At 56.9% G+C, this 21,791-nt stretch carries 16 protein-coding genes and 1 pseudogene; 12 read left to right on the top strand and 5 right to left on the bottom strand.

What is annotated here, in order from left to right:
• Window positions 1-16 precede the first annotated feature (16 nt).
• Window positions 17-424, top strand: coding sequence for a cupin domain-containing protein (locus tag RGCCGE502_RS17955; RefSeq protein WP_016555608.1), 408 nt, complete (start codon window positions 17-19; stop codon window positions 422-424).
• 79 nt (window positions 425-503) lie between these two features.
• A pseudogene (locus RGCCGE502_RS17950) lies at window positions 504-1,464 on the top strand (mechanosensitive ion channel family protein).
• Between the two features lie 6 nt (window positions 1,465-1,470).
• Here the strand turns inward: RGCCGE502_RS17950 and RGCCGE502_RS17945 are convergent.
• The 3 genes from RGCCGE502_RS17945 to RGCCGE502_RS17935 all read right to left on the bottom strand — a co-directional run bounded on the left by RGCCGE502_RS17945 (window position 1,471) and on the right by RGCCGE502_RS17935 (window position 6,474).
• Complete coding sequence (locus RGCCGE502_RS17945) at window positions 1,471-1,959, bottom strand: RrF2 family transcriptional regulator (protein WP_016555605.1); 489 nt, start codon at window positions 1,957-1,959, stop codon at window positions 1,471-1,473.
• A gap of 184 nt (window positions 1,960-2,143) precedes the next feature.
• Window positions 2,144-5,305: an efflux RND transporter permease subunit gene (locus tag RGCCGE502_RS17940; RefSeq protein ID WP_016555604.1), complete on the bottom strand. Its 3,162-nt coding sequence runs from the start codon at window positions 5,303-5,305 to the stop codon at window positions 2,144-2,146.
• Window positions 5,302-6,474 carry an efflux RND transporter periplasmic adaptor subunit gene (locus tag RGCCGE502_RS17935; protein WP_016555603.1) on the bottom strand — a complete coding sequence of 391 codons (1,173 nt, stop codon included), beginning with the start codon at window positions 6,472-6,474 and terminating at the stop codon, window positions 5,302-5,304. The genes RGCCGE502_RS17940 and RGCCGE502_RS17935 overlap by 4 nt, the downstream gene beginning before the upstream one ends.
• Window positions 6,475-7,189: 715 nt before the next feature.
• Between RGCCGE502_RS17935 and RGCCGE502_RS17930 the strand changes: the two genes are divergently transcribed.
• The 3 genes from RGCCGE502_RS17930 to RGCCGE502_RS17920 are packed head-to-tail and all read left to right on the top strand — an operon-like array spanning window position 7,190 to window position 10,938.
• Window positions 7,190-8,011 (top strand): N-formylglutamate amidohydrolase, encoded by an 822-nt coding sequence (locus RGCCGE502_RS17930; RefSeq protein WP_051158696.1) that lies wholly within the window; start codon window positions 7,190-7,192, stop codon window positions 8,009-8,011.
• Window positions 8,008-9,894, top strand: coding sequence for a flavohemoglobin expression-modulating QEGLA motif protein (locus tag RGCCGE502_RS17925; protein WP_016555601.1), 1,887 nt, complete (start codon window positions 8,008-8,010; stop codon window positions 9,892-9,894). Before RGCCGE502_RS17930 ends, RGCCGE502_RS17925 begins: the two co-directional genes overlap by 4 nt.
• Window positions 9,895-10,938, top strand: coding sequence for a glutathione synthetase (locus tag RGCCGE502_RS17920; RefSeq protein ID WP_016555600.1), 1,044 nt, complete (start codon window positions 9,895-9,897; stop codon window positions 10,936-10,938).
• Window positions 10,939-10,977: 39 nt separating this feature from the next.
• Here RGCCGE502_RS17920 and RGCCGE502_RS17915 read toward each other — a convergent pair whose 3' ends face one another.
• Complete coding sequence (locus tag RGCCGE502_RS17915) at window positions 10,978-11,223, bottom strand: DUF982 domain-containing protein (RefSeq protein ID WP_016555599.1); 246 nt, start codon at window positions 11,221-11,223, stop codon at window positions 10,978-10,980.
• A 787-nt stretch (window positions 11,224-12,010) separates the two neighbouring features.
• Between RGCCGE502_RS17915 and RGCCGE502_RS17910 the strand changes: the two genes are divergently transcribed.
• From RGCCGE502_RS17910 to RGCCGE502_RS17900, 3 genes are all read left to right on the top strand, one after another.
• On the top strand, window positions 12,011-13,516 hold the full coding sequence (locus tag RGCCGE502_RS17910; RefSeq protein ID WP_016555598.1) for an ATPase domain-containing protein: 1,506 nt from the start codon (window positions 12,011-12,013) through the stop codon (window positions 13,514-13,516).
• Window positions 13,500-15,554 (top strand): hybrid sensor histidine kinase/response regulator, encoded by a 2,055-nt coding sequence (locus RGCCGE502_RS17905; protein WP_016555597.1) that lies wholly within the window; start codon window positions 13,500-13,502, stop codon window positions 15,552-15,554. Before RGCCGE502_RS17910 ends, RGCCGE502_RS17905 begins: the two co-directional genes overlap by 17 nt.
• Before the next feature lie 383 nt (window positions 15,555-15,937).
• Window positions 15,938-17,437, top strand: coding sequence for a DegQ family serine endoprotease (locus RGCCGE502_RS17900; protein WP_016555596.1), 1,500 nt, complete (start codon window positions 15,938-15,940; stop codon window positions 17,435-17,437).
• A gap of 842 nt (window positions 17,438-18,279) precedes the next feature.
• Here RGCCGE502_RS17900 and RGCCGE502_RS17890 read toward each other — a convergent pair.
• Complete coding sequence (locus RGCCGE502_RS17890) at window positions 18,280-18,516, bottom strand: DUF6894 family protein (protein ID WP_040674974.1); 237 nt, start codon at window positions 18,514-18,516, stop codon at window positions 18,280-18,282.
• A 249-nt stretch (window positions 18,517-18,765) separates the two neighbouring features.
• Between RGCCGE502_RS17890 and RGCCGE502_RS17885 the strand changes: the two genes are divergently transcribed.
• The 4 genes from RGCCGE502_RS17885 to RGCCGE502_RS17870 all read left to right on the top strand — a co-directional run bounded on the left by RGCCGE502_RS17885 (window position 18,766) and on the right by RGCCGE502_RS17870 (window position 21,381).
• Window positions 18,766-19,053: a hypothetical protein gene (locus tag RGCCGE502_RS17885; RefSeq protein ID WP_040674971.1), complete on the top strand. Its 288-nt coding sequence runs from the start codon at window positions 18,766-18,768 to the stop codon at window positions 19,051-19,053.
• A 422-nt stretch (window positions 19,054-19,475) separates the two neighbouring features.
• Entirely contained in the window at window positions 19,476-19,823 is a 348-nt protein-coding gene (locus RGCCGE502_RS17880) for a hypothetical protein (RefSeq protein ID WP_016555592.1), read from the top strand.
• Between the two features lie 174 nt (window positions 19,824-19,997).
• Window positions 19,998-21,068, top strand: coding sequence for a DNA topoisomerase IB (locus tag RGCCGE502_RS17875; protein WP_016555591.1), 1,071 nt, complete (start codon window positions 19,998-20,000; stop codon window positions 21,066-21,068).
• 31 nt (window positions 21,069-21,099) lie between these two features.
• Complete coding sequence (locus tag RGCCGE502_RS17870; RefSeq protein WP_016555590.1) at window positions 21,100-21,381, top strand: hypothetical protein; 282 nt, start codon at window positions 21,100-21,102, stop codon at window positions 21,379-21,381.
• Window positions 21,382-21,791: the final 410 nt, after the last annotated feature.

Raw genomic sequence — 21,791 nt, 5'->3', positions numbered from 1 at the left:
AGTGATCAGATCCATTATGGCCTTTTCGCTTCTCGTTGCGGGACTGACGGGGATGGCCGCCACCGGCGTTGCAGTGGCCGGCGAGGCGTCCAAAGTGACGCTCGTGTATGAGCATGAGCTTCCGAACGTTCCAGGTAAGAGCATCAAGGGCGTGCTCGTAGAGTACGGCCCGGGCGGATTTTCAGAGGGGCATACCCATCCGAGCACGGCTTTCATCTACGCAACAGTGCTCGAGGGTTCGATCCGTAGCCAGGTCAATGATGGACCGGTCAAGGTTTACAAGGCGGGTGAAAGCTTCTCGGAGATGCCCGGTGATCGCCATGGAGTGAGCGAAAACGGCAGTAAAACAGAAACTGCCAAGCTGCTTGCCGTTTTCGTGGTAGATACCAGCGAAAAGGAACTCACCTATCCCATGAAGAAGTAATAGGAGACAGCGGGGCGCCGGGCCTGCTAGAGCCTCGGCGCCTTCCTTGGGCGCTCCCTTGGAGGGCCCGGGCTTTTGTGTGGGGGAACACCTGGTGCTGCCGTTGTTGCTGATCAATCTTCTGGGAATTGCCGGCATCGTTGTCTGGCATCTTCAGGGTCGTGGGCGTCCGACCGCCAGGCTTGTTGTCCAGATCCTCTTCTTTACTGCCATGACCGTCGTTCTGCCGGTGGCCGGAATCATGCCGCATCGTGTCGACGACTTATACCTCACGGGCTTCAGCGCTGTCATGGCAACCTGTGCCCGAGTCTTGTGGTGGACTCACCTTGCCTGGACGCTCATCGGCTTTGTCCGCATTTACATCGTACTTGAGCGGCGGCCTCGCGAAGCGAGACTGCTGCAAGACCTCATCGTCGCGATTGTCTACCTCAGCGTGGCGCTTTCCATACTTGGCTTTGTGTTCAAGGCGCCAATCGGCACGCTGATCGCAACCTCCGGCGTCGTTGCCATCATCTTCACTGCAGAATACGCTGGGCGACGTGTTTTCTGGTGTCGCGTTGACCTTGGGTCAGCCGTTTGCAATCGGCGACTGGATCGTTCTCAGCGACGGTACCGAGGGAAGGGTCATCGAAAACAACTGGCGGTCCATCTCCCTCATCACGGGCGCTCATAACGTTGTTGTCCTACCCAACAGCGTTCTCGCCAAGGTGGGCCTGACCAATCTCAGTCGACCTGATGAAAGCCATCAGATCACGTTATCAATTAGAATTGCGGCTAGCCACGAGCCCGAGCGCGTCGAAGAGCTCATGCGCGTCGCGCTTCAGGACTGCAACGCTATCATAAAGGATCCGCCGCCGGTCGTGGCACTAAAGGGGATCGATGCGATTGCTATCGAGACCGAGCTGCAGTTTCGAGTCGCAAGCCCGGCAGAAAGGACGGCTGCTCGAAACGCAGTGATCGCTTGTGTTCACCGCCACTGCAGGGAGCAGGGTTTTTATCTTGCAATGCCGCCTCAGCCCCTTCCCCTCAATCTCGCCTGAAAACCATCATCCGGCGCGATCTAGCACCCATTCAAAGCTGCTCTTCCAAAGATCCCGCGGAATATCTTTTGAGAGCGTCTCCACCAGGTCAGAAAGCTTCACGCTGCGAAGTTTCTCGCGCCATGCCTCGTCGGCTTCCCACATGATCCGAGCGATCGCGCAAGGCCCCTCTTCGCAGAAGCCCGCCGGCCTGCAGGGATTGTTCGCCCTGATATCATTGCAGATGAAGGTGCGGGACTTGCCTTCGACGGCTTCGACGATGTCGAGAAACGTCAGTTCGGCCGGCATCCTGGCCAATCGGTACCCGCCGGTGGGGCCAAGGGTCGTATTCACCAGGCCAGCCTGGGAAAGTCCCTGTAGGGCCTTCGAAAGGTATTCCTTCGGAAGCCCGTGAAACTCCGCCAACGCTTTGGTGGACAGATAACGGCCCTCTGGCAGGCCTGCGAGAATGGCGCAGCAGTGGAGTGCCCATTCGACTTGGCTCTTGAGATTCATTGATAATCCGGGAGACGCTGGTTTGCACCTATTAAGGACATAGAATATCCCTATTGGCGGTTGGTGTAAACTAGGCAGACGGCACAATCGTCGTGGCCCAAGCTGGTGCGGAAAATTTCGAGTCGCAGTTGCGCAGGTACAACCGCCCTGGACTGGGAAGCCCGACCGCAGTTCTGATTTGCTCTTAATCCGGGTTTGAAGTGGTGATCTTCTGAACAACGCCTTCGTCGACCTGCCTCTTGAAAATCCAACGCTTCACGGCCTCCCGGATGGTCTGCACAACGAAATACAGGAGTGGGATAACAAGCAGGCCAAGGATGGTTCCAAGCAGCAGCCCACCCAACACCGTTATGCCAATGGCCTGCCGGCTCCCGGCTCCTGCGCCAGTAGCAACAACCAGCGGCAGCACCCCCAGCACCGAGGCCATTGCGGTCATCAGTACAGGTCGGAAGCGTTGGGACGTGCCTTCGACTGCAGCGCTCATGATGCTCGCACCCTGCTCGCGCCGCTCCTTGGCAAACTCGACGATGAGTATAGCGTTTTTCGCTGCAAGGCCGATCAACAGCAGCAATCCGATCTGGGCGTAGATATTGAGGTCGACGCCGGCAAATGCGAGTCCGGCGAGTGCACCAAGTACGGCGACAGAGACGGACATCATGACCGCAAGAGGAACACTCCAGCTCTCGTACTGCGCGACGAGAAAGAGGTAGGTAAAGACCATTCCCATCAATAGAATGATGACCGTCTGCCCACCCGCCTGCTTTTCCTGCAGTGCCAAACCAGTCCATTCGTACCCGAAGCCGGGTGGAAGCTTCTCTGCGGCGAGAGTTTCCATGGCGAGCAGCGCCTCGCCCGTGCTTGTGCCGGCGGATGCCTGTCCGTTGATTGCAGCAGACGGGAAGAGGTTATATCGATTGATGGACCCGGGGCCGTAGACCGTCGAGATTGACAGCAATGCTTGAAGCGGAATGAGGGCGCCACTCTGACTTCTGACGCGCAACCGCTGAATATCCTCGATGCGCGTACGAAATTCCGGCTCGTCCTGGAGCCTCACCTGAAAGACGCGCGAAAAGATGTTGAAGTCATCCACGTAGGACGAGCCGAGGTGTGCCTGCAACGTGGCGAATATGGTCGCCGGTGAGACGCCGTATAGTTCGGTGCGCTTCCTGTCGATATCGAGATACACCTGAGGCACGTCGGCAGAGAATGTGCTGAAGACGCCACTTAATTGCTCGACTTTGTTGGCATTGACGATCAATCCGCGCATGACCTCGGCGAGCTCCTGCTGGCTTTGACCGGTCCTTGCCTGCAGTCGGAAGTCGAAACCCCCTGTCGTTCCGAGGCCGGGGATAGCAGGCGGGTTGAACGGAACGACAGATGCTGTCGCAATCGATGCAAACTCTGCGCGCAGTTTCGCGATGATGGCAAAGACGCTTTCATCAGATCCACGCTCATTCCATGGCTTCAATGCAGTGATGACCATGCCCGAGTTTGAGCCGCCGCCTCCGATCAGGCTTGCGCCCGCGATGCCGATCGTGTTTGCGACACCGGGCGTGCGCTGGAGGATGGAGGTGACCTCGGAAATGGTCTGCTGCGTCCGGTCAAGCGAAGCCGCGTTAGGCAACTGCACGTTCAGGAACAGGTAGCCCTGATCTTCTGACGGAACGAAACCAGTTGGGAGAAACCGATACAAGCCAAAGATTCCAGCGACAACGACAGCCAACAGGATGGCGACAATCGAAAGACGACGTACCGTCCATGCAAGCAGATCCAGATAGAACCGTCGCGTTGCGTCAAGTCCGCCGTTGAACGTCTCGAACACTCTTATGCCGGCTTTTCGAGGCGGCCGTAGCATCAACACGCAGAGCGCGGGACTGAGTGTCAGGGCGTTAATCGTCGAGAATACGATGGTAACGAGAATCGTGACGGCAAACTGCCGGTAGAGTTCTCCTGTTATTCCGGCAAGAAAAGTCACCGGTGCAAAGAGTGCGGCCAGGACGAGTGTCGTGGCCACAATGGGGCCAGTCACTTGAGCCATGGTTCTAAGCGTGGCCTCCCTGACACAAAGATCGCTCTCGCCCATGACACGCTGAACATTTTCAACGACGATAATGGCATCATCGACGACGAGACTGATGGCAAGCACCATCGCGAAAAGCGTGATCGTGTTTGCCGAGTACCCGAGCCCGTAGAGCACGGCGAAGCCGCCAATCAGGGAGACGGGAATCGTCAGTGACGGGATCACGGTTGCGCGCCAGTCCTGCAGGAAGATATAAACCACGGCGACGACAAGAACGAAGGTGATGGCAAGCGTGATGAAGATTTCCTCGATGGTCTGCCGAACGAAGTCCGTTGTATCGAAGACGAGCGAGTAGGAGACGTCTTCGGGAAACTGCCTTGATAACGATTTCAGTTCAGACAAGACGGCGGCGGACACGGCAAGTGCGTTGGCGTCGGGCGATTGATAGACAACCACTGTCGCGCTTGGCTGCCCATTCAAGGTGGAAGCGGTATCGTATGATTGTGCCCCGAGTTCTACCCTTGCAACATCACGCAGTCTGACGATCCCGCCGTCCCTGTTCGTGCGTACGATGATGTCGCCGAATTCCGCCTCGCTTGCCAATCTGCCGGTTGCCAGCACGGTCAACTGCATCTGCTGGCCCAACGAGGAGGGCGGGGATCCCAATTGACCGGTAGAGGCTTGCGCGTTCTGGGCCTGGATGACAGCGGCAAGGTCATTCGCAGTTACCCCAAGAGCCTGCATGCGGTCCGGGTTCATCCAGATCCGCATGCTGTAGGCGGGTCCGAAGACACTGGCCTCACCAACACCAGGCAAGCGCGCTATCGCATCACGGATGTTTATCGTCGCATAGTTGCTGATGAAGACGTCGTCTCTGGATCCCTTGGGAGAGTAGATCGCGAAACCGAGCAGCATGCTTGAGGAGCGGCTCCTGACCGAGACGCCCGTCTGGGTGACCGCTGCGGGAAGACGGGGGGTCGCGAGGGCAACGCGGTTCTGAACATTGACCTGCGCGATTGCGGGATCGGTGCCGGCCGCAAATGTTACGGTCAGACTGTAGGTTCCATTGTTGGTGCTGGACGACGACATGTAGAGCATGTCTTCGACACCATTGACCTGATCCTCGATCGGAGCTCCAACGCTGTCTGTCAGAACGCTTGCACTAGCACCAGGATAGCTTGCCGTCACCTGCACCTCGGGTGGGGTAATTTGCGGAAACTGGGCAACAGGTATTTGTAGCAATGCAAGTGCACCCGCGATGATCATGACGATCGCGATCACCATCGCAAAGCGGGGTCTGGCTACGAAAGGAGCGGAGATGTTCATTGCGCCGATCCCGACTGGGGCATCAGCGGAGGATGCGAACCCTGACCTATTTCCACTGGCTTGGCCTGGACGACCGAGACGGCTTCTCCTTCGGCGACATTCTGAAGGCCGTCGACGATGAGCTTCTCGCCGCCCTTCAGGCCGTCTTCGACAATCCAGTTGCCGCTGACCTGCTCGGAGACCTTGATGCGGCGGAGAGCAACCGTGGTATCTTCATTGACCAGGAAAACAAACTTTCCTTCCCTGTCCTGCTGAACAGCGCCCAATGGCACCATGGGACGGAGCTTCTGCTCCATTTCGGAGACAACGACAGTAACAAACTGACCGGGCGTCAGCAGTGATTCTGGGTTGGCAAACAGCGTGCGGATCGGGAGTGTTCCGGTTGCCTCGTCAATTTCGTTTCCGAAAAATTCAATCCGGCCCCGAGCGTCGTACTCCTGGCCGTTGGACATACGCAACGTTGGTTGAAACCGGGTAGCGAGCTCGTCTTTGCTGATGCCTCCGGCTGCAGAGCGAAGGTCGAGGATCGCCCGGTCGCTGATTGAGAAAACCACACGAATGGGGTCGATTTCGACCACGCGAGCCAAAGGCACCGAGCTGCCACTCACGAAACTTCCGACGGACACTTCCGACGCGCCAATTCGGCCCTCGATCGGTGACGTGATGCGGGTGAAGCTCAGGTTCAGATCAGCCTGGGCAACGCGTGCCTCGGCGGACATGACATTGGCTGCAGCGCTGTCGCGAGCAGCCTGGCTTTCCTCCAACACGGCGCGCGGCACGGTTTGACTGCTCAACGACTGGTTTCGCTCCACGCGCCGCTGAGCGTCGGCAAGGCTTGCCTCGGCGCTTGCAAGGCCAGCCTTTGCTTCCGACAGAGATATCTCCAGTGCTCGTCTATCGATCTGGAAGAGTTCCTGATCCTTCTTGACGAGCTGCCCTTCGTTGAACAGCCGTTTTTCCAGGAAGCCCTCGATCCGTGAGCGGACGTCCAGCGAATTGACAGCTTCGACTCGTCCGACGAACTCGTGCCGGGGAGATGCGTCACCGACGGCAACATCAATGACGCCGACTGTTGGCCGGGACTGGGCCATGAGAATGTCAGGCACGACAATGCTGACAACGGGAACGATGAAAAGGGCGGCTGCTCGAATGGAACATGGACGTTTCATTGACCGCTCTCCGGCAAGTCGTTGAACCTTAGGCGAGAGGCACGTCTATTGCAGGCGATTAGAATCTGCGGTCATCGTCCACCTTGCTCGAACCTTCCGAGGTACCGATGCTCAATCAAGCCCAAGGCGTTCTAGTAGCGTCTCTCCTGACGGCCCCGACGCCGGTGTATTGCTCCTGCCTGCATTATCCCGGTTCTTGCCGCCGATCCGAACCAGCGGACCAAAGATCCCGCCAACAGCCTGCCAACCGTACGAGATCGCCCGGTGGAGAAGGGGCTGGCGCATCCGTGGCGGGCGTCATGAATGAGATGCTGATACTTCCTGCCCAATCGAACACGGCATTTCCCTGAACGCACGCCAACGCCGAAGTACAAGCGGAACCTATCATGTCAAAGGCGGCAAATCTACCGACAGTTGTCGCTGCTCATCCGCAGTGGCGAAGCTGGGTTCCAGTTTTAGGGTGACGACTGGTGGAGCGGCCTGATCCAAAGCGGGTCCCATCACCTGCAAGCACGACGGATTGAACAAAATTGCCCCGAATCGCGTTTGTTCCCTTAGAGGAACCGTCATGAAATGAATCAATCGCGTCACCTCAGAAAGCTCTCGGGCACGACAAATTGCCCGCACATGCCATGGAGCTTGCAGGAGCATGAACCTGCGATCGTTGTAACGCCAATTTCAGCATTCATTTGCGCTACCTGGCGGGAGGACATTTGTGACGGATAGTGTCAACAGAGACGCCACGGATTTGGGGTCCAGAAGGCTATGGACGATCAGCAGGGCAGACTCCCCGGTGGTCGGGACAGCGATCCATGACGGGGATGGCGTCAGGAAGAGCTTGTTGAACCGCTTTGCGCTGTCAGCCAGCGAGCGACTGCGCGAAGAAGATCCGTTCACCGCCTTCCTGATCGATGACCTCCCCAACAAGGTCGTATGCCACCGGTCCCGTTTCGAAGTCGATCTCAACCGTGGCCGGGACGGTGCTGTCTACGTCAGCCCGGAGCAGGCATGGGGGCTGAACGTCTGGCGAGACCCCCTGCCACAGGACGAGAAAGCCAGATCGCTTGCCCTTCACGATAGCTACTACGCGATGCTTCGTTTCGTCCTGAAAGAGGTTGAGCTCAACTTTGGCAAATTCGTTCTCCTCGACGTTCACAGTTACAATCACCGCCGGACGGCGCCCGACGTCGAAACCAATCAACAAGATGCGCCGGACATCAATATCGGCACGTTCTCGATGGATAGAGAGCGGTGGGCCCATGTGGTGGACCCCTTGATCGCTCACCTCCGAACCATCTCGGTAAACGGCATGAATTTGGACGTGAGGGAAAACGTTGCCTTCCAGGGCAAGGGGGAACAGACACGTTTTATCCATGAGGTGTTCCCGGCGACAGGTTGCGCCATCGCGATCGAGTTCAAGAAAATCTTCATGGACGAATGGACTGGCGAGCCTGATCGCGCCGTCCTTGAAGAATTGCGTCGTGGCCTTGCCGGGGCGGTACCGCTGCTGGAACGCATTTTGGGGTATGGCCAATGACACGTCCGATCCGCGATGTGCAGATCGAGTGGCTGGTTGACATTGTGAACTGTCTCAATGAAGGCAAGGCCGTCCGCAAAGATTTCGGAAAGGGCGGTCGTCTCCACGTCGATCGACTATTGCCTTTTCTGTTCCTGTATATCGATGGCGCTCGAAACGAAGAGGTGGCCCGGTCTGTAGTGCAGGCAAACGCCTCATACCTCATTGCTTCCGACCCCAGCTTTGTCATGCCGATCGTCAGGGCACTATCAACAGTGGCCGCCGAGCAGTTCGGAGCCTTTGTCGTCGTCCGGTTTGCTGAGCTTGAGCGCGACAGGTTCCTGACAGATGATGCACCTTACCTGCCACCGTTCGAGGTCTCGGTCTGGTCATCAGGCAATGCGCCGGAAGTGGGAAGAACCTTCTCCAAGGCGGTCGCGGCCAGCGAGGCTGCACGCTTTCGAACGCCACAGGTCGAAGAGCGGCGCATGACGTCCTCGAAGATTGACGAGGAATTGGCCGAACTTACCGACTGCGCCCTTCTGGTGGCAGAGTTCGCCCCGATCTACCGGGCCCCCCAGTCCGGAGACATTTTTCCGGAGGTGCGCGACCAGCTTATCGTGACGCTTTTCGATGCCGGGCTTCGAGCATGCGCAGCTTTCATAGAGGCCCGTGGACTTCTCAAGCTTACGTCCTACCGTTCGCTTGGGCGTCGGGCGCTGGTCGAGGCGGTCAATCGGGTGGACCGCGGCATCGATGAGATTGCGACGGCCTTTGATGTCCTTTTGGCAGTGACCCCGATCAATGCTGACCAGTCCTACCATCGCTTCGAAGCCAACGGTTTTGAAGGAGAGCCAGACTTCCTCTATCGGCCGCTGACAGTCCAGGTCGAAAACGCAAAGCAACGCCTCTTTTCGATTGCCTTTGATCGGATTGAGGACCCTGTTCTTTACGAGCTGTACAGGCAAAAGCAACAGGAACTGGATCTGCAGTTATCATTGATTGCCGCGCGCAATCGCAAAGCCTTCATCGAGTTCGGACGAGCGCTCTATGGGCCAGTTGAACCGCTGTTGCTGGAAGAAGCGCAACGCATCCTGGAGTACCTCAGTGATGACCGTTCTGACAGGACCTCCCTGGACGATGGTCTGCAGGCGGCCGACAGTGCGTACCTTGAAAGGCAGGCGCAGTCGATGATCGCCGCCTACCAGGACAAACTCCCTGACTTCAAGGTCGATGTGGAGGTCCGAGACGACTTGCCATCAGGACTGATGGTATCGAACAACCGTCTTCTCATCTCGAGAAAGACCTTGATGGATCCCCGCCGAGTAGCGCCTCTTCTCTCTCACGAAATAGGGGTCCACTTGCTGACGTTTGTCAACGGTGGGTGCCAGGGACTGAGGCTCTTTCGCTCTGGGCTCGCAGGGTATGAGGGCATGCAGGAAGGTCTTGCAGTCTTCGCCGAATATCTGGCCGGCGGAATGACGGCGGGACGTCTCAAGTTGATCGCGGCGCGGGTGGTTGCGTGTGCGGATATGCTGTCCGGTGCAAAATTTGACCAGACTTTCCACCGGATGGTGCGGAAGTATGGATTTCCGAAGGCTGCAGCGTTCAACCTGACGTTGCGTGTCTACCGGGGCGGTGGGCTGGCAAAGGACGCCATTTACCTGCGTGGCCTTCTTGAACTTCTCGACCATCTCAAACGCGGGGCAGCGCTAGATCCGTTCTGGATGGGAAAAATCTCATCCGGCCACTTCAGCGTGATGGAGGAACTCGCTTCTCGTGGCTTACTCAAGCCGCCTGCGATTTATCCGCTCTTTCTCGCCACCAAGGATGGCCGTGAGAGACTCGAGAAAGCACGCCAGGGATTAAGACCAATCGATCTCATTCAATCGAAGGAAAACTAGATGAGAATAGCGTTCTTCGTAAATTCCATTGAGAGCGAGGCCCCTTACTACACGACCACATCGTTGGCGCTGTCCGCCAGAGCGCGCGGTCATGACGTCTGTTACGTCACGCCTGATGACTTTGTGCTTCGGCCTGACGACAGCCTGCTGGTCCGCGCGGTCATCCCACACCCGTCGAAAACAAAAGATCAGGATGCTTTCATCGCTGGACTGCGGGCTGAGGTTTCGAAAGAAACCATCGACGTTTCCAATATCGACGTCCTTTTCCTGCGCAACGACCCCTCGGAGGATGCGGATGAACGAGCATGGGCTGTCAATGTCGGGGCGATGTTTGGACGATTGGCTGTCGAGCGCGGTGTGCTGACGGTGAACGACCCGAATGCGCTCGCCACTGCCCAGAACAAGCTCTACTTCCAGGATTTCCCCGAAAGCGTGCGTCCGACCACGCTCATTTCCAAAAGCCTTGATGAAATCCGGTCGTTCATTGACAGCCAGAAGCGCGGTGTCATCCTGAAGCCTCTCCAGGGGTCCGGGGGCAAACATGTCTTCAAGATCAAATCCAACAAGGAGTCCAATCTCAATCAGATCTTCGAGGCTGTCAGCGGAGAGGGATATCTCATCGCTCAAGGTTACCTTCCGGACGCGGTCGAGGGTGATGTACGACTGTTCCTGATGAATGGAAGGCCCCTGGAAAAGGATGGTGCCTATGCCGCCTTCAGGAGGGTGCCCGCCAAGGGCGAGGTTCGATCGAACATTCGTGCCTCCGGAACCGCAACGAAAGTGAAGGTCACTGCAGAAATGCTGAGCGTCGCCGAGATGGTACGTCCCAAGCTCGTGGCTGACGGAATGTTCCTTGTTGGCCTTGATATCGTCGGGGCAAAAATCCTCGAAATCAATGTCTTCACGCCGGGCGGACTTCAGAATTTGGAAAAACTTTATGACGTGAATTTTTCCGACCTGGTAATCGAAGCGCTCGAGAAAAAAGTCAGCATCCGCCAAAGCTATGGTGCCCAGATCACCAACGCCACGCTCGCCACCCTGTGAAATAGGAGGCTATGGAAATAGCCGGAAGGGCTGCGCTTTCTACCGTTCGACCGAAAGGTTCGCGTGTCGGGCTGCGGCAATCAAGGCAAGTCGGGCATATGTCGCTGATTTCTTACCCTCGAGGCTGGCAGCGCAGGCGCGTAATGCCCGAATGAACGATTTCCCGCCCACAACAGGCCATTTATCGGCAAGCAGCCACGCGGCTTCCCGAGTGTTGCGTACAATATGTTTTGCGGATCCGATCACGATGACGACCGGCCTGTTCCAGAAAGTAATTTCAGTCATGCTTACCTCGTTCGCGCCACATAATGCGCATGTGGGGGAAGTGGTTCCAATCGTGCGCATCAGCGGCCTTCTGTGCCGCCGTCTGGCGCGCCCAGCGACGATGGAAACCAGGTTCCCCGCCTGACACCTGACACCTGACACCTGGGAACGGGCGGCAAGGAAAAACCTCGTCATCCCAGCCGCGCCTGACCCTTACCTCAAGGAAAGGACTTGTGGCGCGCAGGTGGTAAAAGCTCGACCTCGCGAGCGGCTTTTCCATGTTCAGCGATCGGGGAAGCAAAGTCGATCGGATGCAAGGGCGCATCCCTACGAAACAAAGGCGGGGAGATTGCCACCGCGTTTGGCTGCCCTATGTTGCTGGTCCGTGCCCGTCCCTTTGGAAGAAGAGCTTAAAGTCGCTCTCTGCTCCCAAGACAACCATCAGCAGTCGAGTGCCTTTGAAAGAGATGCCGATTAAGAAGCTTCGCACCCGAGACGGCGGCAGCCCTAAAGCAGCGCGCGAAAACTTGTTCGGCAGTGGAAACCTCGACGAGCGCTCGCAGGAACTTGCTCGACGGCGGGGCCATCTGCTTTGTGGGGAGTGCTATTTAGAGAACTTGGGGCACTTTCATCTCTCAGCACGATGACCGGAAAATGGTGAAGTTCCTGGATCTGCTTGGGATACCGAGAAATATGCTGATCAACTCTTTTACGTTGATACCCTTTTCTTGCGCTTTGTCGCTTTTACATAAACGAACGGACGAAAAGTTTCATTGATGATATCTGAGGCTGAGGGAGCGGACTTTAAATGACGAATGACAGCAAGGACAAGGCAAGGACAGGAGTAGCCGGTCTCGACGAAATTTTGTCGGGCGGGTTGACCCGTCGTCATGTCTTTCTGCTCGAAGGCTCGCCTGGTACAGGTAAAACCACAATCGCATTGCAGTTCTTGCGCGAAGGGGCTGCAATTGGCGAGCGCTGTCTCTACATTACCTTGTCGGAAACGGAGGAGGAACTGCGTAGCAGCTCGGCGTCTCATGAGCTTGAACTGGGCGACAGCATCGAGATTTTCGAACTTGTGCCGCCCGAAAGCCTGCTTGACGCGGATCAGCAACAGAGTCTGCTTTACTCCTCCGATCTGGAACTCGGTGAGACTACCAAGATGATTTTCGAGGCGTTCGACCGCTTGAGACCAAGCCGCGTCGTCATCGACAGCCTGTCAGAAATCAGGCTTCTCGCGCAGAGTTCACTTCGATATCGACGCCAGATCCTGGCCATGAAGCATTTCTTCGCAAAGTCAGGTGCGACAGTGCTGCTTCTCGACGATATGACGTCGGATATCATGGACAAGACGGTCCACAGTGTCGTCCATGGCGTGGTGCACCTCGAACAGATGGCTCCCGACTACGGGTCGGAGCGGCGCCGATTGCGCATTGTCAAGTATCGTGGCCAAGCCTTCAGGGGCGGGTATCATGACTTTGTCATCAAGACCGGCGGCGTCGTGGCGTTTCCCAGATTGCGTGCTCTCGAGCACCGCACGGACTTTCAGCGAACCAAGCTCGCAAGTGGCGTTGCCGAGCTTGACGGTTTGCTTGGGGGAGGGGTCGAGCGCGGCTCCAGTACGCTTCTGATCGGGCCGGCGGGAACGGGAAAGACCCTGTTTGGGCTTCAGTTCGTGGACGCTGCTGTCAAGCGGGGTGAGCGGGCCGCGGTTTTTGTGTTCGACGAGGAACTTGGCCTCCTGTTTGACCGGATGAAGGCTTTGGGCATCAATCTCGAAAAGATGCGGGATGATGGGGCCGTACATATAGAGCAGCTCGATGCCGCCGAGGTATCACCCGGCGAGTTTGCGCAACGTGTGCGCGATCGCGTGTCCGATTTCGACGCGAAGATTGTCGTCCTGGACAGCATCAACGGTTATCAGGCGGCAATGCCGGAAGAAAATGCGCTGATCCTCCATATGCATGAGTTGCTGCAATTCTTGAACAGACAGGGCGCGACGACGTTTCTGACGGTCGCTCAGCATGGACTCGTTGGTGACATGAAGTCACCGGTCGACGTTACCTATCTTGCTGATACGGTCGTGCTTCTGCGCTATTTCGAGGCGCTCGGAAAAATTAGGCGCGCCGTGTCCGTGATTAAAAAGCGTACGGGAAAACACGAAGAGACGATCCGAGAATTTACAATCAGCGAAAGCGGCCTGACACTGGGAGATCCGCTTTCCGAATTTCAGGGCGTACTGAGAGGTATCCCAAGTTATATGGGCAAAGGCGAAGAGCTGCTGTCTCAGCTAGAGGATGATAACGATTCCTGACCGCTCGATTTCCATTCTCGTGCTTACTCCGTCCGGCCGTGACGCCGAGATCGCCAAGGCATTGCTTGCCGAAGCCGGATTGGCGTCGCAATCGGTTATTGACCTGCCAAACCTGCTTGGCAGGATTGGCGAGGACACTGGCTTCGTCGTTCTGACTGAAGAGGCACTACGTTCCGCCGATTTGAGGCCGCTTGCCGCGTGGATCAGAAGCCAGCCCAGCTGGTCGGATATGCCGTTCATCGTGTTCACCCAGCGGGGCGGTGGGCCTGAACGAAATCCCGCCGCTGCGCGTCTTCTGGAGGTGCTCGGAAATGTCAGCTTCCTGGAACGGCCTTTCCACGCGACGACGTTCGTTAGTGTGGCCCATACCGCGATCCGTGGCCGGCGCAGGCAATATGAGGCTCGTCTGCGCATCGAGGCTCTCGACGAAGGCGAGCGCCTGCTTCAGACTGCGCTTCAGGCAGGCAGGCTCGGATCGTGGGAACTCGATCTCGCAACCCATGCACTAACGACATCTCCGACATGCCGTGGGATATTCGGCAGGCAGGCGGATGACCAATTCGCGTTTGAGGATCTTCTTTCGGCGATCCATGCCCAGGATTTCGACCGTGTGAAAACTGCATTCGCCGCGACAATCGACACAGGCGTGGATTTTTCAATCGAGTACCGCACGATCTGGCCGGATGGTTCGCTGCACTGGGCTGAGATCAGGGCGCAGCTCTATCGGAACCGAGATGGAAAAGCCGTCAAGCTCGTCGGCGTGTCCGCAGACATTACGGATCGGCGCAATGCCGAAGACCAACAGAAAAAGCTGAATGAAATCCTCGAAGAGCGCGTTGCCGCACGAACAGCTGAGCTGGAGGCGGCCCATGCGGCCGTCATGGCAGAGGTCGCACAGCGCGAAAAGGCGGAGGAGCAGCTAAGACAGGCTCAGAAGCTGGAAGCGATTGGTCAACTGACCGGAGGTGTGGCCCACGATTTCAACAATCTGTTGATGGCGGTCCTTGGTAATCTTGAGCTCATTCGCAAGAATGTTGGTGACAATCCACGCATGCTTCGGCTGATAGAGGGTGCCGTACAGGGTGCACAGCGGGGCGCGTCTCTGACGCAACGGCTTCTGGCATTCGCCCGCCGGCAAGACCTGCAGGTCAAATCTGTCGACCTGAGGGCTTTGATTGCCGGTATGGAGGAGCTCCTGACGCGGTCGATCGGGCCAATGGTCTCTCTCCGGCGGAAAATGCCTGAAAACCTGCCCCTAGTTCTGGCGGATGCAAATCAGGTGGAACTCGCGCTTCTCAACCTGGCCGTCAATTCACGTGATGCGATGCCGGAGGGCGGATCATTGACGGTCGCCCTTAGGGAGGAGACTGTCGACGACCCAGGTAGTGATCTTGAGCCTGGCCGCTATGTCGTTCTGTCGGTAACCGACACGGGTTGCGGCATGGACTCTGACACGCTGGGTAAAGCGGTCGAACCTTTCTTTTCAACCAAGGAGCTGGGAAAGGGTACTGGTCTCGGTCTCTCCATGATCCATGGCCTCGCACTTCAACTCAGGGGTCACTTTCGGCTGAAAAGTTGGCCTGGCGCAGGGACGACAGCTGAACTGTTCATACCCGTGGCGCCGGCCGCAGACGAGGGAGCGCACCAACCGCCGCCACAACCGATCGAGGTTCCGACCGATCGCGGACCGAAGCGCATCTTGCTCGTTGATGACGACATTCTAATTGCGATGAGCTCGGCAGACATGGTGACCGATCTCGGCCATGAAGTCGTGGAAGTTCACTCAGGCGCGGAGGCGATGCAAGTCCTTCAAGATGGTCAGGACTTTGATCTGATGATCACCGACTTTTCGATGCCTGGGATGAATGGCGCCGATCTGACCAAGGCGGCTCGCGAAATTCGCCCCGATCTTCCCGTCCTTCTCGCGACCGGTTACGCGGACCTGCCGAATGGCATGAAGGTTGACGCATACAGGCTGAGCAAACCATATTCCCAAGACCAGTTGGCATTGGAAATAGCCAAAGCGTTGAGTGCCTGACGTCGAGGCGGATCCCCGCACGCGATCGCAGAGCCATGCGGCCTCGCGTTCTTTGCGATCGCAATCTCAGCCCATGAAAGCCTTTGCTGCTCGTTGTTTGAGTTGATTTTCCTTGGGCCTGTCCGCGGGGCAGTGAACTGTTCGCTCTGCCGTCAGGTTGAAGACTCCCTGATCTAACGACCTCAATGTCCCCCCACCTGATTAGCCGTAAACGGCAAAAGTCCTGTAACGCTAAATATTAAATTCTCGTAATACATTAACATACTGCAATGATTTGGTAATATACCTTTAATTTGTAAATATAAAATATCGGATGCATATCTAAGCTACGCGTTTGGCACTTTTGGGCGATACGCGATACGCAACGTTTCAGGATCAAGATCGTGTCAGATATCATCAGCCGCCGCAGATCTACTGCTCTTCTTGGTGCAGCGCTCATTGCAGGCGCCGCATCGGTTCCGCTTGCATATCAATCGTCGGCATCTGCTGCTCCAGCCAGTTCGTCGATCACCAATGCGAATAACAATTCGTTCGCCTCGATCGTCGACGCCGCCAAGCCTGCTGTCGTGACCATCGTGACGACCATGAGGGCATCGGACGCCGACGATGGCGATGACAGTCCGCAGTTGCAGGAGCAGTTCAAGCAGTTCTTCAATGAAGAGGGCATACCGCAGCTCCGGGAAGCTCCCCAGCCGAAATCGGGCGAGCGGGCAGAAGCGTTGGGTTCGGGGTTTATCGTGAGCGCCGATGGTTACATTGTGACGAATAACCACGTGATCGCGAACGCCAGCAAAATCAAGGTGACGTTGGATGACGGGACGGAGCTTGCCGGTATTTTGGTTGGCGCCGATCCCAAAACTGACCTTGCGGTCGTCAAGGTCGATGCCAAAAAGCCGTTGCCGACATTGGCGTGGGGTGATTCCAATAAACTGAGGCTGGGGGACCAGGTTCTCGCCATCGGCAATCCGTTCGGCGTTGGAACGACGGTCACAGCCGGTATCGTGTCGGCACGGGGCAGGGATCTGCACAGCGGGCCTTATGACGATTTCATCCAGATCGATGCGCCGATCAATCATGGAAATTCGGGCGGCCCGCTGGTTGACGGCAGTGGCAAGGTCGTCGGTATCAATACTGCGATCTACTCTCCGAACGGCGGTAGCGTCGGTGTCGGTTTCGCCATTCCGGCTGGCGAGGCGACGATGATTGTCGGTAAGCTCCAAAAAGACGGTTCGATCGACCATGGATACCTTGGCGTGCAGATACAGCCTGTCACTCAGGATATCGCGGATGCAATCGGTCTTGCGAAGCCGGAGGGTGCGCTGGTTGCCGATGTGACCAAGGACTCTCCGGCCGGGCGCGCCGGTCTGAAGCCGGGAGACGTCATCACGGCTGTGGGGAGCAAGACGGCCGCCTCGCCGAAAGAGCTTTCGCGAGCTGTGGCTGATCTTTCGCCTGGTGACAACGAAAAGCTGACACTCTGGCGGGACGGCAAGACTGTCGAACTCTCGGTAGGCATCGGCGGCAATGACGATGGGAAGCCGCAGTTTGCCGCGGCCAAGGGTGCCGAAGAAGTGGCGCCAAACGGTCCGCGAATTGGCGTGTCCCTCGCAGACCTGACTCCTGAGGTGCGAGCACGCCTCGGTGTGTCGAGCGATCTTCAAGGCGCTGTCATCGCTCAGGTCTCACCGGAAAAGACGGCGGCTGAGGCCGGCCTCAAGCCCGGCGACATCATCTTGTCGGTCAACGACAAAACTATCCATGATGCCACTGAAGCAAAAACTGCAGTTGCGGCGGTTGCGAAAGCCGAAAAGAAGTCTGTGCTGCTGCTGATCCAGCGCGGCGATAACAGGACTTTTGTAGCAGTGCCATTCGCTGCGGCTTGACTGGCAGATTGGAGGGAGGGGGCTGGCGCTTAGCCGCGCCAGCCCTTTCCTGTGTTCGTCCGATCAGCAATTTATGGCCGAGACAGGCAAGGCACAGCCCTCGAAAGGTCCAATGCTCCGGCATGGCGGCTCAACGACCGCACATGCATCAGGTCCCGAGAGATTGGCCAACGTGGTCTACCTGGGCCCAAAACGTCGGGGACAATGATTGAACCCCAGCTTCAACTCTAACTCTTCTGAATGCTTCTGTTGCAACACTTCGCGCAGCATCTCGTCCGCAACGCCAGCTTCCGGGAAAATAAGGACCTTCCCCGAGATTCCACAGGTACGCTAGCGTACTGAACACTCTTCCCCTCAAAACGTTTTCTTCGCGAGCAAAAGGAGACGTTTCATGTTGAAAGGAAAATTGTCGAGACGAAGGCAGCCGTGTCGATTGGCTTCAGCAAATCTTTCTCGGCGGACCGCAGGCATAAAGCACAATGTGATGCCAACGCCGGTGAAGGAGACCGTTTCGATCATGTGACGAAACATTGAAACGGCGATCTCTCGGATGACAGCCCGAGTCGAAAATTAAAGAATGGTCGATGGAATGAATGAAGGTGACACCCGCAAACCCTCAAGAAGTAGCAAGCAGCAGCGGCTGGAGGCATTTGAGGAAACCTCCCGCTTCGCGAGACAGGCCGCCGATGAGGAGCGGCGAAAGCGTGAAGCAAAGACCGAGCGCTTGAGGCAGGCACGGCTTCTGGCCAAGAACCAGGACGCCCAAGGGTCATGAACCTGCAAGGATCCGGCCTCAGCCCTGGTTGCAGGCGCAGAGCGGCGGTGCCGGATGTGCGCTTTGGTCAGGGATCAGACAAGATCGATCGAACCGGAATCACCGCGATTGTAGTTTTGGTGTGGTCGGCGACCTCTACAAGCCTTCCGTCGGGTGTTGCCCCAGAGCTTATCTCCGCAACAAGAAGTTCGCGTGCGACGGCTTTTGCTTCGCTGATCGCGCTCTCGCGATCTTGTAGTACGGTACCTTCCGGATCCTCGATAAAGTCGTCGCCGTCGCGGATGTTGAAAAAGAAGCGCTGCATTTTGCCCTCAAATCTGACGAATACCATGGTGCAGTTGCGGTAAAGCAGGCCGCCTCGAATTGTTCCTGAGGTTGGATGAGAAGTTGAGTGACCATAGCATGAAACCACAAAGTTTCGCGGGCGCTCGCGGAATCGATGAGGATCGTTCTTTAGGTTTCTGGGAAGAGACCCATGTGCCGGCACGAGCGCAAGCGAGCCGAGGATTCAGCTCGATCCGCCGACCGTAATGATTTCAAGAAGGGAATTACCGTGAAATCTAGGCCAGCATTTCGCGAGCTTGCTCCCGCAGAGCGCCGGGCAATTCTGGAGAAGCTCGCAACGACACTTCATCGAAACGCAGGATGGGCGCGGCAGGAAGGCGACGACGCGCTTGAAATGGTCATGGGTTCGGTTGGCACTGCCCTCCTTTCTGCGGCGGAAGACCTCGCCAAAGCAGATTTGGTCCTCGCCGAAGATGCAGTTCGCAGCGCCGTCAATTTGATCGCGACTTTTCACTGTCGGCATCCCAAATACCCGATCGAGCCTATGGTACATTGATCTGGCAGGGGTAGACCTGTCGGAGATCTCGGAATGCATGGTGCTGCTCGTACGCCAAAGCGACTGCCCTGCTCCCATCGTGTTTGAGAGTACCCTACGCAAACCGCACGGCTTGACTCGCATGTCCTTCCGACGTGTTTTCGCAGCCTCAATCTAGCACATGTTGGATCCCCCGCCGTCGTCGCCAAGTCACATCGCATGGGCCCCACAAGCGGCCCCTAAAGGAACCGGTGACGAGATTTTGGTGGAACTTCCATCACCCGTTACGGTTGGACGGGCGTTGGTAAGGATGGCCAATGCAGTAGCATCGGTCTCCGAGCTGTCACGAAACGAGTTAGACGACCAATCAGCCTCATTTCGACCGCTGCCTGACTATGTGATCGCATCATTTCTGCGCCGAAAACTGAACACGGAGAAAACGGATGAAGAAAGGACGTGAAACAACCGGAGCCCAGGTTCGTGGGCAAATCCAGTCAGGACTGAGTGGCGATCGCAGATCCGGATTTGATCCCGCCGCCGCACCCATGGAGACGGACGCAGAGGCAGGTGGACAACCGATTTCGCCGGAACAGGCCGCCAAAGCCGTGGAAGACCGCTCCGGACTGAAGCCTGACATCCAGAGAAGCTACGATGTCGCCATGCGTGAGCCGGGATCCGCACGGACGACTCCACAGACAGGCCGCGTCTTGCCCATAATCATCATCGTCGTCCTTCTGATCATCGTTGCCGTTGGACTTGCAATCGGGAGCTCGTTTCTTGGTCGCCCATGACATGAAATCCATCGCTGGGAACGAGAGCTTCATTAGAAAGGGCGTACCGGCCTGGATGCCGGCGGGCGGCGGAGATACATTGTCTGGGGTCAGCGCCCTCAGAAAGATTGATCAACATTTTTCGTTCTGATTTGGATCTGGAACCGGGAGAGGTAGGCCGGAGTTACCGGTTTCATGGACCAGATCATTTCCAAAGATGCCATGACCACTGCCGCTGCGAGTGCTCGGCTTGCGTCCGGCCTCGTCTATTTGTCCTCCCTCGAGAGCGGCATCACCCGGCGCCAAGGCAAAAATGGGTTTCTCTACTATATGCCGGATGGACGACGAATTACTGATGCCGCTGAGATCGCTCGCCTGAATGGCTTGGCCATCCCTCCAGCCTATACCAACGTCGTCATATCCACGAACCCATTCTCCCACCTCCAGGCCATCGGCACAGATGCACGTGGACGGAAACAATACCGATATCATGCAGATTGGCACACGGAGCGTGGAAAGGCGAAGTTTGAACGTCTTGTTGATTTCGCTCAGCGCCTGCCAGACCTTCGCCAAAGGGTGGATCTCGATCTTAGATCCCGAGGCCTCACCATGGACAAGGCCCTCGCAACAGTCGTTTGGATGCTTGATAACCTCTATATCCGGATCGGGAACACGGCTTATGCCGAGGCCAATCGATCGTACGGTCTGACAACGCTTCGACGTAGCCATGTGAAGGTTGACGGTGGAAACGTCAAATTCCGGTTCAAGGGCAAGTCTGGAAAGGAATGGAACCTTTCCCATAGCGATCGTCGCATTGCGAATGTTGTGCGCAAACTTCAGGAGCTGCCCGGTCAGCACCTATTTCAGTATGTTTGCGACGAAGGCGGGTGCCGGCCGGTATCATCCCATGATGTCAATGGCTACATCCGCGAAGTCACCGGAGAGGATTTCAGCTCAAAGCAGTTTCGAACCTGGGGGGCGACCTGCATGGCCGTCGCTGCACTTGCGCAGGTCGAGGCTGCTGCGTCCGACAGGGCAATCGCGACACAACTGAACCAGGCAATTGACCAGGTGGCCGCCAGGTTGGTGAACACCCGCTCTGTCTGCCGATCCTCGTATATTCACCCGGCGGTTTTCCAGGACTTCCGCGCGGGGAAACTTCGGGACGTCTTACACTTGAAGACAAAGAGTGAGCGGCTCCTGGAATGGATGGATGCCGAAGAAATCCGCGTATTTCGTTGGTTGCAAAAGAGAGCTGCCACTTAAAATATAACCATCAATTTGAAAGGAGCTGACCTTGAATACGGCAAACCTACAGCTCGAAGGGCTGATCATGGCAGTCGCAGCGCTTTCCAGTACTTTGGTCGCGAAGGGCGCTGTCACCCATCAGGATATCGCGGCCGCGCTTGGCCGCGCTGAAAAGGCCGTCGAGGATGACGACGACCATGAGTTATCGGACTCCAATCGAGCTGCCACTTTGTTTCCGATTCGCGTGCTCGTCCTAGCCAACGAGGCCGCGCAGCGAGGCAGGGATTTCACGTTCTCGGATTATGCGGAGCTTGTCGGAAAGCTGACCTGACCGATTTTTTTTGCTCATTAGACCCCTCGCAATCTGCGGCGTCGGAAACTGCAATTTGCACACCGGTAAAAGGGGCCCCGCTCCTTCCTATCGCACGCATTTTGTCGCCGTTTCGCTATCGACGGAACATTCACGGTTCTTGACGGTTTCCCGCCCCTCAATGACATGTGATTGGAATGCATAGTTGATTGACGTTGACCCACCAATTACCGTCGCCGCCGGCGGCGTCTCCGACGCTGACAGCCCTGCACCCGCAGCTTTCGTGGCAGCTAGCCTTTTAAGAGAACTGCAGGAAACCAGGCACGATCTTGTTTATGTTGCTCCCAGTGAGTTGTCGGCGACTAAAATTGGACAGGCGCTCTTGGAGCTGAGCCCGGTTGCTCCAGCCATTGTCCTTCCACCATGGGACT

This window comes from Rhizobium grahamii CCGE 502, from assembly GCF_000298315.2.
Classification (GTDB): Bacteria; Pseudomonadota; Alphaproteobacteria; order Rhizobiales; family Rhizobiaceae; genus Rhizobium; species Rhizobium grahamii.
Note: the sequence above shows the minus strand (reverse complement) of the source record. Positions and strands in the feature narration are given on the sequence as shown.